This is a genomic window from Rhizobium hidalgonense (genome assembly GCF_002914525.1).
GTDB lineage: Bacteria > Pseudomonadota > Alphaproteobacteria > Rhizobiales > Rhizobiaceae > Rhizobium > Rhizobium hidalgonense.
Genome location: NZ_LODW01000048.1, coordinates 284,257 through 297,124, shown reverse-complemented (window position 1 = coordinate 297,124; position 12,868 = coordinate 284,257). Strand labels below are relative to the sequence as shown.

At 63.8% G+C, this 12,868-nt stretch carries 9 protein-coding genes, 1 pseudogene and 1 riboswitch; of the genes and pseudogenes, 6 read left to right on the top strand and 4 right to left on the bottom strand.

Translation table 11 applies throughout. The features are described 5' to 3' along the window. Positions 1-15 precede the first annotated feature (15 nt). The gene (locus ATY29_RS11370) at positions 16-1,806 is read right to left on the bottom strand and encodes a chloride channel protein (protein WP_097532751.1); all 1,791 of its coding nucleotides are present in this window, start codon (positions 1,804-1,806) and stop codon (positions 16-18) included. A gap of 253 nt (positions 1,807-2,059) precedes the next feature. Further along, positions 2,060-2,452: riboswitch (cobalamin riboswitch) on the top strand. A 299-nt stretch (positions 2,453-2,751) separates the two neighbouring features. Between ATY29_RS11370 and cobU the strand changes: the two genes are divergently transcribed. The 4 genes from cobU to cobO are packed head-to-tail and all read left to right on the top strand — an operon-like array spanning position 2,752 to position 9,106. Beyond that, positions 2,752-3,261, top strand: coding sequence for a bifunctional adenosylcobinamide kinase/adenosylcobinamide-phosphate guanylyltransferase (gene cobU / locus ATY29_RS11365; protein WP_037091570.1), 510 nt, complete (start codon positions 2,752-2,754; stop codon positions 3,259-3,261). Between the two features lie 4 nt (positions 3,262-3,265). Continuing rightward, positions 3,266-4,315, top strand: a complete 1,050-nt coding sequence (cobW, locus tag ATY29_RS11360) for a cobalamin biosynthesis protein CobW (RefSeq protein WP_097532750.1) — start codon at positions 3,266-3,268, stop codon at positions 4,313-4,315. A 4-nt stretch (positions 4,316-4,319) separates the two neighbouring features. Continuing rightward, on the top strand, positions 4,320-8,453 hold the full coding sequence (gene cobN / locus ATY29_RS11355; protein WP_097532749.1) for a cobaltochelatase subunit CobN: 4,134 nt from the start codon (positions 4,320-4,322) through the stop codon (positions 8,451-8,453). Between the two features lie 17 nt (positions 8,454-8,470). Then, entirely contained in the window at positions 8,471-9,106 is a 636-nt protein-coding gene (cobO, locus tag ATY29_RS11350) for a cob(I)yrinic acid a,c-diamide adenosyltransferase (protein ID WP_097532748.1), read from the top strand. 5 nt (positions 9,107-9,111) lie between these two features. Here the strand turns inward: cobO and ATY29_RS11345 are convergent, their stop codons facing one another. The 3 genes and pseudogenes from ATY29_RS11345 to ATY29_RS11335 form a co-directional block, all read right to left on the bottom strand. Next, positions 9,112-9,906, bottom strand: a complete 795-nt coding sequence (locus tag ATY29_RS11345; protein WP_097532747.1) for a helix-turn-helix domain-containing protein — start codon at positions 9,904-9,906, stop codon at positions 9,112-9,114. Beyond that, a pseudogene (locus ATY29_RS11340) lies at positions 9,906-10,309 on the bottom strand (nuclear transport factor 2 family protein). The gene ATY29_RS11345 and the pseudogene ATY29_RS11340 overlap by 1 nt, the downstream one beginning before the upstream one ends. Before the next feature lie 61 nt (positions 10,310-10,370). Next, positions 10,371-11,156 carry a TSUP family transporter gene (locus ATY29_RS11335; protein ID WP_097532746.1) on the bottom strand — a complete coding sequence of 262 codons (786 nt, stop codon included), beginning with the start codon at positions 11,154-11,156 and terminating at the stop codon, positions 10,371-10,373. A 99-nt stretch (positions 11,157-11,255) separates the two neighbouring features. Here ATY29_RS11335 and ATY29_RS11330 point away from each other — a divergent pair, with 99 nt between their 5' ends. Together ATY29_RS11330 and ATY29_RS11325 are read left to right on the top strand one after the other, a co-directional pair. Beyond that, on the top strand, positions 11,256-11,675 hold the full coding sequence (locus tag ATY29_RS11330; RefSeq protein ID WP_097532745.1) for a cobalamin biosynthesis protein: 420 nt from the start codon (positions 11,256-11,258) through the stop codon (positions 11,673-11,675). Positions 11,676-11,804: 129 nt separating this feature from the next. After that, the gene (locus tag ATY29_RS11325) at positions 11,805-12,755 is read left to right on the top strand and encodes a nucleoside hydrolase (RefSeq protein WP_097532744.1); all 951 of its coding nucleotides are present in this window, start codon (positions 11,805-11,807) and stop codon (positions 12,753-12,755) included. Positions 12,756-12,868 lie beyond the last annotated feature (113 nt).

The window sequence follows — 12,868 nt, the reverse complement described above, 5'->3', positions numbered from 1 at the left end:
GCAGGTCGTAACGGCTCAGATCTCGCCTGACACTTCGCGGCGGCGGCGGTCGAGTTCTTCGCTGTAGCGGCGCAGCGTGTGGCTTTCGCTGAGCTGGCCGATCACCTTGCGTTCGATCAGGTTGTTGACGACGGCGAGGGCTTCGCTTTCGCTCTTGTCGAAGATCGCCGCCGCCTGCCTGGCATTCATTTGCGGCTGCAGGAAATCGTTGCGGTAGTGGATGAAATCGGCGAGCGTCTTGCCCTCGTCCTGCGCGTCGGTCGGGTTGGCGTAGATTTCCGGCACCAGCACGAGGCCCAGATATTTGTCGCTCTCCTCGACGAGGATGACGCGCTGGGTGGAGCCGATCGGAAAGGCCCGCTTGAACTCTTCCAGCGTGATGCCGGCCCTGGCCTTCTTGACGTCGGCGCGCATCAGCTTGTCCACCGTCAGGTTACGGATCCAGCCGACGTCATGGGCGCTGCGGATGCTTTCGCCGCGCAGATGGAAGCGCCATGTGGCGAAGGAGTAGCCGAAGGTCGAGCGCACCACGTGCGAGGAGGTGATGACGGCGGCGAGCACAAGCGCGGTGATCGGGAAATCGCCGGTGATTTCGAGCGCCAGGAAGGTCATCGTCAACGGCCCGCCGATGACGGCGACGGCAAGCGAACTCATGCCGACCACGGCATAGATGACGGGCGTCAGCGTCGCATCGGCGAAATAGGGACCGCAATAGGCAAAAAGCTTACCGAGCAGGGCGCCCATGAACAGCGAGGCGAAGAACAGGCCGCCTCTGAAGCCGGAGCCGATCGAGATCGCCGATGCCAGCGATTTCAACAGAAAGAGACCGATCAGCGCCGGGATCGCCACGTCGCGGGAAAGGTTGAGATGTAGCGCCCCGTGGCCGGCCGAAAGCACCTGCGGCGAGATCATCGCCAAGAGCCCGACGATGATGCCGCCAAGGGCAGGGCGGAAGGGCGGGGCGATCGCGCTCTTGCGCGCCAGTTCTTCGATGAAGGCGACGCCCTGCATCAGCAGGATGCCGACGCCGGCGCAAAAGACGCCGAGCAGTAGAGCTGGGATATAATCGGCCGGCACGACCGCGCCGAAGCTGCCGATATCGATGGTGAAATCGCCCTCGGTGAGTAATCGCGCGATGAGGGTCGAGACGAGGGCCGAGACGACGACCGGGGTCAGCGACACGATCGTATAGGTGCCGATGATCAGCTCGAAGGCATAGAAGGCGCCGGTCAGCGGCGCGTTGAAGGCGGCGGCGATGGCGCCGGCCGCACCGCAGCCGACGAGCACGCGCAGATCCGAGCGGCGAAGCTGCAGCTTCAGGCCGAATTTCGAGGCGAGGCCTGCGGCAAGCTGGGTATAGCCGGCCTCCAGGCCGACCGAGGCGCCGAAACCGTTGGATATCAGGTTCTGCACCGCGACGATGATACTGTCGGTCAAGGACAGGCGGCCGCCATGCAGCGCATTGGCCTCGATCGGATCGACCATCGGCTTCTTGCGCCGTTTCGCCAGCACGAAAAGCAGCAGACCGAGCACGACGCCGCCGACGACGGGGGCGGTGAGCAGCAGCAGCTTGTCTTCGATCAAAGAGGAGCTCAGCCTTTCGTCGTCTGCTATGCCGAAGACCAGCTGGTGCAATTCATTGGAGACGAAGCTCATACCGGTGACGGCAAGTCCCGAGGCGATGCCCACGACGGCGCCGGCGAGCGACAGGCCGACCTCGCTGCGGCGCGTCAGCGCGCGCAACCGCCCCGGATCAAAGAAAACACGCAGCGCGCGCAGGCGGCGCTGATCCAATTTCATAAACATGGCTAGACAACTAGGCGGGGAGAGACCCGGTCAAGGGCGATGATGCCGTCCGCTTGCCTTGCAATTGCGGCGAAAAGCCGGCGCGAGAGTCAAATATTTATGACATAAGTCTCTGATAAATGACGATAATTCTGGTAGGGTAAGTCGTGTTTGGCCGAGCGTGCCGCCTCGCAAACGATTGGCCCACCGCCAAGGCCGGTTGACTTCATTCCCCGGCTTGCCTAACCATCGATCTAACGGATGGTCGCCTGGCCATCCCGATATAACGGATGGTTCCGGATCGGCGTAGCGCCCTTTCGGATGAAAAGGGAATGTGACGGGGCGGACCCAAGCCGGGCGCCTTCATCACAGCCGACCCCGCGACTGTAGGCGGTCAGGGTCTTCCATCCGGCATCGAGCGCTTCCGGCCGACACTTGCAATGGTGCAGGCGGGCCAGAGGGGCGACATGCCGGAAAAGCCACTGGACATGCATGGTGATCAACCGGGGTCGGACGCCTCTATTTCTACGAATCGTCCACCTCTTCACCGATGCAGCCGGGAAGGCGAGGCAGATCCGCTGGCACGATCAGGGGCGACCGTAACGGGTCGCCCCGGTCGGGGCCGATAACCGCGAGCCAGGAGACCTGCCATTCCTGCCGGGCGAGAAGCCCACCCCTGGGCAAGAGGCCCGCTGCCAGCACGGAGGTTGTTTTGGCTGAACGATTGAATTCGGCGCGGCCTGGTGCGGTGCCATGGAATTTCCCCTTCTCCCCAGCGGGGAGAAGGTGGCCCGAAGGGTCGAATGAGTGGGCCGCGCGGCACCTCCGTCCTTTTGCCCTTCACTTGCGCTCAGTGCAATCGCGGCTTCGCCGCTCACCCCCTCAACCGCCTGCCGGCACCTTGTCCCCGCTGGGGAGAAGAGGGACGTGGCGCCGCTTTACCCTATCTCGCAGGGTCGCTTCGGCATGACCGCCACCCTCGTCCTCGGCGGCGCCCGCTCGGGCAAATCCCGCTTTGCCGAATCCCTCGTGATCGCAAGCGGCCTCGATCGCCACTACATCGCGACCGGGCGGGCATGGGATGACGAGATGCAGGCGCGCATTGCCCAGCACAGGGCCGATCGCGGCCCCTCCTGGACGACGCATGAGGAGCCGCTCGATCTGGTCGGCAAGCTTGCCGCCATCGACAGCGAGGGGCGTATCGTGCTGATCGACTGCCTGACGCTCTGGGTCACCAATCTGATGATGGAGGAGCGGGATATGACAGCGGAGTTTACCGCACTCGCCGATTTCCTGCCGGACGCGAAGGCGCGCCTCGTTTTCGTTTCCAACGAGGTCGGCCTCGGCATCGTGCCCGACAATCGCATGGCGCGGGATTTTCGCGATCACGCCGGCCGGCTGCACCAATCGATCGCGGCGAAGGCCGCCGAAGTCTATTTTATCGCGGCAGGTCTGCCGCTGAAAATGAAGGGTTAAATCCATGAACCAGCAAAAGATTCCTGCAACCGTCATCACCGGCTTCCTCGGCGCCGGCAAGACGACGATGATCCGCAACCTACTCACCAATGCCGGGGGCAAGAAGATTGCGCTGATTATCAACGAATTCGGCGATCTCGGTGTCGATGGTGAGGTGCTGAAAGGCTGCGGCGCTGAGAATTGCACCGAGGACGATATCATCGAGCTCACCAATGGCTGCATCTGCTGCACCGTTGCCGACGATTTTATTCCGACGATGACGAAGCTCCTGGAACGCGAGCAGCGGCCCGACCATATCGTCATCGAAACCTCGGGGCTTGCCTTGCCGCAGCCTTTGGTCGCCGCCTTCAACTGGCCCGATATCCGCACCCAGGTGACCGTCGACGGCGTCATCACGGTGGTCGATAGTGCAGCGGTCGCCGCCGGCCGCTTCGCCGACGACCATGATGCCGTCGATGCGCGGCGCGCCGAGGATGAATCGCTCGATCACGAAAGCCCGATCGAGGAGTTGTTCGAGGATCAGCTCACCTGCGCCGATCTGATCGTGCTCAACAAGACGGACCTGATCGACGTCGCCGGCCTTGGCCGCGTGCGTGACGAAGTCGCCTCCCGCACCGTGCGCAAGCCGGTGATGATCGAGGCGAAAAACGGCGAGGTTCCGGCCGGCATCCTGCTCGGCCTCGGCATCGGCACGGAGGATGATATCGCCAACCGCAAGTCGCATCACGAGCTGGAGCATGAGGACGGCGTGCCGCACGATCACGATGAATTCGACAGCTTCGTCGTCGAGCTCGGCGCCGTTGCCGATCCCGCCGGTTTCGTCGAAGCCCTGAAGACGATCATCTCAACCCATGACGTGCTGCGCCTCAAGGGCTTCGTCGATGTTTCAGGCAAGCCGATGCGCCTGCAGCTGCAGGCCGTCGGCAGCCGCATCGACCACTACTTCGACCGCGCCTGGGGCCTGGGCGAAACGCGCGCAACGCGCCTCGTCGTCATCGGCCTGCACGAAATGGATGAGGGTGCGGTAAGGGCAGCGATCGAGGCGCTGGCGTAAGCCCATGCATCTGCTTCTGGCTCAACAGGGAACGATCAGCGACGGCGACGAGGCGATCGACCTCGGGCAGACGCCGGGCGATATCCTGTTCCTATCGGCTGCCGACAGCGAGCTTGCGGCGATCGCTACGGCTCATGCCGGCGGGGCGATCGGCCATACGTTGAGGCTCGCCAGTCTGATGAGCCTCAAGCATCCGATGTCGGTCGATACCTATGTCGAGCGCACGGCGCGCCATGCCAAGTTGATCATCGTGCGGGCGCTCGGCGGGGCGAGCTATTTCCACTATGCGCTGGAAGCGCTGCATGCGGCTGCGGCACGCAATGGCGCGTTGATTGCCGTGCTGCCGGGCGACGCCAGGCCGGATGCGGGGCTTGTGGCTTTTTCGAATGTCGATCTCGACGATTTGAATGCGCTCTGGGCCTATCTCATCGAAGGCGGCGATAGCAACGCGCGGGCCTTTCTCGACTATGCCGGGGCGATGCTGATGGGGGCCGAGAAACCCGCGCCAGCGGCGCCTTTGATGAAGGCCGGCATATGGTGGCCGGGGCGTGGGCTGATCGGTGTCGAGGAGTGGCGGCGGGTGGCTCTGGAGGTGCCCTCCTCATCGGTGGAGGTTGTGGTACCCCCCTCTGTCCTGCCGGACATCTTCCCCCCAAGGGGGGAGATCGGCAAGTCGCTTGGGCTTCCAACAAAAGAAACGTTTGAGAATGCCGTACTTTCGCCGGAAGAGGCGGCACGAGGCTTCTCATCCCCGATCGCCCCCCCTGTGGGGGAGATGTCCGGCAGGACAGAGGGGGGTGCCCCAAGGTCGACGGAGAAGATGGGATTCGAACCTGCGGTTTCCCCCATCGTCGCCATCAGTTTCTACCGCGCCCTCGTCCAGAGTGGCGAGACCGGACCGATCGAGGCGCTGATCGACGCTTTGCAGTCGCTTGGCCTGAGGCCGCTGCCGGTCTTTGCCTACAGCCTCAAGGACCCGGTTTCCACAGGCATTCTCGAAAGCGTGTTTTCGGCGCTGAAACCCGATGTCGTCATCAACACCACCGGCTTTGCCGTCTCGGCCCCGGGTGCGGACCGGCAGCCGACAGTGCTGGAGGCGAATGGGGCGGTCGTGCTGCAGGCGATCCTGTCGGCCTCGTCGCGGGAGGCATGGGCTGCCTCCTCGCAAGGTCTGTCGGCCCGTGATCTCGGCATGAATGTGGCGCTGCCGGAAGTCGACGGAAGGGTGTTGGCGCGGGCAGTCTCCTTCAAGACGGCGGCGCGCTACGATGCAGCGGTCGAGACCAACATCGTCGCCAGCGAACCAGACGCCGGCCGGGTGCACTATACGGCGGAACTCGCCGCCAATTGGGCGCGGCTGCGTGGGAGGCCGGCGCGTGACCGGCGCATTGCGCTCGTCATGGCGAACTATCCGAACCGCGACGGTCGGCTCGGCAACGGGGTCGGCCTGGATACGCCGGCCGGCAGCATCGAGGTGCTTCGGGCGATGCAGGCAGCGGGTTATCCGCTTGCCGATATTCCGGCCGACGGTGACGCGCTGATCCGGCATCTGATGCAAGGGCCGACCAATTCAGGGCGTGACGGCAGGATCATCCGCGAAACGCTTTCCTTGAGTCGCTACAATAGCTTCCTGGAATCTCTTCCCAATCAGATTCAGGATGAGGTGAGAGCCCGCTGGGGCGATCCCGAGAGCGATCCGTATTTTCGCGAGGGCGCATTCGCCCTGCCTTTCGCCCGCTTCGGCGGCGTGCTCGTCGGCATCCAACCGGCGCGCGGCTACAATATCGATCCCAAAGAAAGCTACCATTCGCCGGATCTCGTGCCGCCGCATGGTTACCTTGCCTTTTATGCTTTCCTGCGGCGCGAGTTCGGCGCCGACGCCGTCATCCACATGGGCAAACATGGCAATCTCGAATGGCTGCCGGGCAAGGCGCTGGCGCTGTCGGAGGACTGTTATCCCGAGGCGATCCTCGGGCCGCTGCCGCATCTCTATCCGTTCATCGTCAACGATCCGGGCGAGGGCACCCAGGCCAAACGCCGGACTGCGGCCGTTATTATCGATCACCTGACGCCGCCTTTGACGCGGGCCGAAAGCTACGGGCCGCTCAAGGATCTGGAAGCGCTGGTCGACGAATACTACGAGGCCTCCGGTGGCGATCCCCGTCGCATCCGGCTGCTCAGCCGGCAGATCCTGGAACTCGTTGCTGATATCGGTCTCGACCGGGACGCGGGCATTGCCAAGGGCGAAAGCGAGAACGAGGCGCTGAAGAAGCTCGACGCCTATCTCTGCGACCTCAAGGAAATGCAGATCCGCGATGGACTGCACGTGTTCGGCGTGTCGCCGCAGGGACGGCTGCTGACGGATTTGACGGTGGCGCTGGCGCGGGTGCCGCGCGGGCTGGGCGAAGGTGGGGACGCGAGCCTGCAGCGGGCGATTGCTGGGGATGCGGGGGTAAGCAGCGTGCCTGTGGCACCCCCCTCTGTCCTGCCGGACATCTCCCCCGCACAGGGGGAGATTGAATCGGGGCACCGGCTTTCCCAAACAACCGACGTGGAATTGCGGTCTAGCCTCTTGCCGATCTCCCCCCTTGTGGGGGAGATGTCCGGCAGGACAGAGGGGGGGGGCCCCACCTTCGACCCTCTCGACTGCGACATGGCCGCCCCTTGGACCGGTCCTAAGTCCCCGATCCTCGCCGATATCCTCGACACCCCCTGGCGCAGCAACGGCGACACGGTCGAGCGGATCGAACTGCTCGCCGCCACGTTTGTTTCCGGCGAAATGGAATGTCCTGCGGCATGGACGGCGACGCGGACGGTTCTTGACGAAATCGAGACCCGTCTCAAACCCTCGATCCTTGACTGCGGCCCCGCTGAGATCGCGGGCCTGCTCAATGGCCTCGACGGGCGCTTCGTCGCACCCGGTCCCTCCGGCGCGCCGACGCGCGGGCGGTCGGATGTGCTGCCGACGGGCCGGAATTTTTACTCCGTCGACAGCCGCGCCGTGCCGACGCCGGCGGCCTATGAACTCGGCAAAAAGTCGGCCGAGCTTTTGGTGCGCCGTTATGTGCAGGATCACGGCGAGTGGCCTGTCTCCTTCGGGCTGACCGCCTGGGGCACGTCGAACATGCGCAGCGGCGGCGACGATATCGCCCAGGCGCTGGCACTGATCGGCGTCAAGCCGCTCTGGGACATGAGTTCGCGCCGCGTCACCGGCTATGAGATCATCCCGCAAGCAGTGCTCGGACGGCCGCGCGTCGACGTGACGCTCAGGATCTCAGGCTTTTTCCGCGACGCCTTTCCCGAGCAGATCGCCCTATTCGACAAGGCGATCCGCGCCGTCGGCGCGCTCGACGAGGACGCGGCCGACAATCCGATTGCTGCGCGCATGCGCGGCGAGGCGGCAAGGCTTGCCGCTGCCGGTCTGGACGAGGGCTCGGCAAAACGGCGGGCGGGCTACCGTGTCTTCGGTTCGAAGCCCGGCGCCTACGGCGCCGGCCTGCAGGCGCTGATCGACGAAAAGGGCTGGGAGCGGCGTGCCGATCTCGCCGAAGCCTATCTCGTCTGGGGCTCTTACGCCTATGGCGCCGGCGAGGAGGGCCAGGCCGAGCGCGGCCTGTTCGAGGAGCGGCTGCGCTCGGTGCAGGCCGTCGTTCAGAACCAGGACAATCGCGAGCACGATCTGCTCGACAGCGACGACTACTATCAGTTCGAGGGCGGCATGGCGGCGGCGGCCGAACAGCTCGTGGGCACGCGCCCGTCGATCTATCACAACGATCATTCCAGGCCGGAAAAGCCGGTGATCCGTTCGTTGGAGGAAGAGATCGGCCGTGTCGTGCGCGGGCGCGTCATCAATCCGAAATGGATCGCGGGCGTCATGCGCCACGGTTACAAGGGCGCGGCCGAGATCGCCGCCACCGTCGATTATCTCTTCGCTTTCGCGGCGACGACAGGGGCGGTCAGCGCGCATCATTTCGAGGCGGTCTATCAGGCCTTCGTCGCCGATGCGGCCGTGCGCAGCTTCATGATGGAAAAGAACCCGGCGGCATTCGACGAGATGAGGGAGCGGCTCAGCGAAGCGATCGACCGCAGCCTCTGGACGCCGCGCAGCAATTCGGCCCGGTTCGACTTGGCCAAATAACAGAATGAGGTGAACCGATGAGCGACGAGATCCCAGACAACGAAACGGGCAAGGACGATGCGCGCCATGCCGAGAAAATGGCGAAGAAGAAGGCCGCGCGCGACAAGATCATGGCGACCAAGACCGACGGCAAAGGCTTGATCATCGTCCATACCGGCAAGGGCAAGGGCAAGTCGTCCTCCGCCTTCGGCATGATCTTCCGCCACATCGCCCATGGCAAACCGTCCGCCGTCGTGCAGTTCATCAAGGGTGCGATGTGGACTGGCGAGCGTGACCTGATCGAGAAGCATTTCTCCGATCTCTGCCAGTTCCACACCATGGGTGAGGGTTTCACCTGGGAAACGCAGGACCGCGCCCGCGACGTGGCTGCAGCCTCGGCTGCCTGGGAAAAGGCCAAGGAACTGATCCGCGACGAGCGCAATTCCATGGTGCTGCTCGATGAAATCAACATCGCGCTGCGCTACGACTATCTCGACATCAACGAGGTCGTCGCCTTTCTGAAGAACGAGAAGCCCCATATGACGCATGTCGTGCTGACCGGCCGCAATGCCAAGGAAGAACTGATCGAGATCGCCGATCTGGTCACCGAGATGGAACTCGTCAAGCATCCCTTCCGCTCCGGCATCAAGGGCCAGCCGGGCGTGGAGTTCTGAGGCGCTCAGTTGAGTGCGATGCTGCGCAGGATGGCGGCCGTTTCTTCATCCGCTGGAAAGAAGGACTCCACGGCCAGTTCCGACAGAGTGATATCGACGGGCGTGCCGAAGACCGTCGTTGTCGAGATCAGCGAAAGCAAGCCGGCCTTGGTCGCAAGCCGGAGGGGAACGGCGATGCCGGCATAGTCGGCATGGCCTTCGCCGGCCCGTTCCGATGCTGGATAGGACCGCAGCTCCTTCAGCAGTGTTTCCAGGACAGGATCGCCCGAGGCCGATATCTGCTGACGCAGCCTATCGAGCAGGTGCGCGCGCCATTCAGCGTGGTTGGCGATGTGTGGCGCCAATCCCTGCGGATGCAAGCTGAGGCGCAGCACGTTGACGGGCGGTGCAAGCAGCGACTGATCGGCAACACCGGACAGTAAGGGAGCGATCGCGGCGTTGGCGGCGACCAGGGTCCAGTGGCGGTCGATGGCGAGCGCCGGGAAGGGCTCGTGCCCTTTGAGCACCATATCGACGGCACGGCGCGCCGCCTGAAGGACAGGGTCATCGAGCTTGCGTTCGGCAAAGACAGGGGCGAAACCCGCCGCCAGCAGCAGCGGGTTCCTGTCGCGCAGCGGTATCTCGAGACGCTCGGCAAGGTGCAGCAGCATCTCGCGGCTCGGGGTCGAGCGCCCGCTCTCGATGAAGCTCAGATGCCGCTGCGAGATCTCGGCTTCGAGTGCGAGATCCAGCTGGCTCATGCGGCGGCGCTGGCGCCATTCGCGCAGGTGAACTCCGAGAGAGCGGGCGGTCGGCGTCATCACGCGGCTTCCGGCAATTGGTCGATGAAGCCGCGGACGGATTTCAGCTTGCCGCCCGCAAGTTCGGCAAAATCCGTGCCCTTGATGAGCGCTTCGCCATTTTCAGGCCCGAGGCCCCAGGAGAAGCGCAGATTGTCGCCATAGCCGTCTGCCGCGCCGATCAGTTCGAAGCGGAAGCCGGGGAAGCGGCTCTGCACCGCTTCGACCAGCGAATTGATCTGCTCATGACCTTCGCCGCGCATCAGCGGATCGATATAGGTTGCGGCCTCCGACCAGCTCTCGGCGATGAGCGTGCGGCATCGGTCTCGTTCCAGATGGCGAGGTAACGTTCTGCGTTGCTGTTTGCGTCGTTCATCGGGTCATCTCCTGTTGATCGCCCGTCAGTTCCAGGCAGCGCGATCATGCGGGAAGGTGGTGCACCCTATCAATTACGCCTGAGGTAATGAAGGCGGCCGCGCGGTCGTTCAGAGTCCGAGCCAGACACGCAGCGGATTTGCCGGATCGGCGAGCAGCTTGACCGCAAGCGCGACGCAGACGATGACGAGCAGCGGCTTGATAAGCTTTGCGCCGATGCGCATCGCGAGCCGTGAACCCAGCTGCGCGCCGAGGAACTGGCAGACACCCATTAACAGGCCGATCTTCCAGAGGATCGCGCCGAAGCTTGCGAAGATGATCAGCGCGCCGAGGTTCGAGCCGAAATTGAGAAGTTTGGTGTGGGCGGTGGCCTTCAGCACGCCGAAGCCGGCGAGGGTGACGAAGGAGAGCATGAAAAAGGAGCCGGTGCCGGGGCCGAAGACGCCGTCATAGAAGCCGATGACCGGCACCAGCGTCAGGCCGAAGGCGAAGGGCGTGATGAGACAGTGGGTGTCGAGGTCGTTGAGGTTCGGCTTGACGGCGAAGAAGATGGCGATCGCGAGCAGCAGCACCGGCATGATCGCCTGCAGCACCTGCCCGGGCACGATCGTCGCGAGAGCGGCGCCGAGCGCTCCGCCCATGACCGCCATCATCGCCATCGGCAGCTGTTCTCGAAGCCGCACATGGCCTTTGCGGGCATAGGCGATCGTTGCCGAGGCGGCGCCGAAGATCGACTGCACCTTGTTGGTGCCGAGCGTCTGCAGCGGCGGAATGCCGGCGATCAGCATGGCGGGAACGGTGATTAGGCCGCCGCCGCCGGCAATGGCGTCGACGAAACCGGCAAAGAAGGCAGCCGCACAAAGCAGCAGAAGAAGATGAAGGGCAATGTCGGGCAAGACGGTATTCCAAGGGGGGCTTTCTGGCGGCGTTGTTGCATTTGCCGTTCCAAGCTGCAATGGCTGCAGGGACACAGCGGGGTGCATTCAACGGCTTCAATGGGCGATATTTCCTTAAATACTGCAGGGCGGCATGTGCTTGGGCTCGGCTGCGAGCGCGGGACGCCGGCTGCGGAAGTGCTGGCGCTTGCTGTCGAGGCGTTGAGGGCAGCCGGCATCGCTGGGACGGAGCTCGCGGCCATCGCTTCCATCGACAGCCGCAGGCACGAGGCGGCGATCCTGGCCGTTGCCAGCCATTTTACCGTGCCGGCGGTCTTCTTCGATGCGCGGCGGCTGGAACAGGAAACACCGCGGCTCAAGCATCCGTCCGCTGTGGTCTTTGCCCGCGTCGGCTGTCACGGCGTAGCAGAATCGGCCGCGCTCGCGGCCATCGGCGTGGATGCGGAACTGCTGCTCGGCAAGATCAAATCCGCGCATGCGACGGCGGCGATTGCCCGCATCGGGTTGCAGAAAGACTGACGGGCGTTATGGTGGCGGCACGTCGCGACGCCGTCCGGCAGATCAGCGAATCACATCTTTGTTTCAACGCAATTCCGGGCGCAAAGCCGCTCAGGCACTTTTGCTGGAATTGCTCTATAGAGGTTACCAATGCACAAGGTCATTTATGACACGGACCCGGGCGTCGACGACGCCATGGCGCTTCTTTTCCTGCATCGCCATCCCGAGATCGATCTGATCGGCATCACTACCGTTTTCGGCAATGCCTCGGTCGAAACGACGACGCGCAATGCGCTCTTCCTCAAGCGCGAATGGAATATTGCCGCCCCCGTCGCCAAGGGCGCCAGCGTCACTATCGATCCCGAGCGTGCGGAGCGGGAATGGCCGGCTATGGTGCATGGCGAGAACGGCCTCGGCGATATCAAGGTGCCCGAGACGATCGACCTGCCGCTCGATCCGCGCCCGGCGCATCGCTTCATCATTGACACCGTGCGCGCCAACCCCGGCGAAGTCAGGCTGGTGGCCGTCGGGAGGATGACCAATCTGGCGCGGGCGCTGAAGGAAGACCCGGAGGTTGCGAGCCTGGTCAAGGACGTGGTCATCATGGGCGGCAATTTTTATGTGCCGGGCAATGTCTCGCCGGTCGCGGAGGCCAATATCCACGGCGATCCCGAAGCTGCCGACATCGTCATGACCGCGCCCTGGAAGGTGGCCGTCATCGGCCTCGACGTCACCTCGATCACCACGATGAGCCGCAGCTATCTTGGCGAGATGGCGGCCAGGGGAGACGGGGCGGTGAAGCTGCTCGACGCATTGTCGCAGTCCTACATCGATTTTTACAAGCATGCGGTCGAGGACGGCATGATGGTGCATGATAGCTGTGCCTCAGTCTATGTCGTGGCGCCCGAGCTTTTCACCACGGTCACCGGCGCAGTGCGCGTCGTCTGCGGCGGCATTGCCGACGGCCAGACGATCATCAAGCCGGACGGCCGCCGTTTTCCGCCCGGTGACTGGGATGGTCTGCCGAGCCAGATCGTCTGCACCGGCATCGAGTCGGAAACGGTCATCGGCCTGATCCGCGACACGCTGCTTACGGCTTGACCGCTTCGGAAGCCGGCTGCATCGCGGCCGGTCTTCGCTCCCAATATATTCATATTGTTATTCGGGCTTTCCGAGAATTTGAATCCGCTTCCTCCCAAGGTGAGTCATGGTCA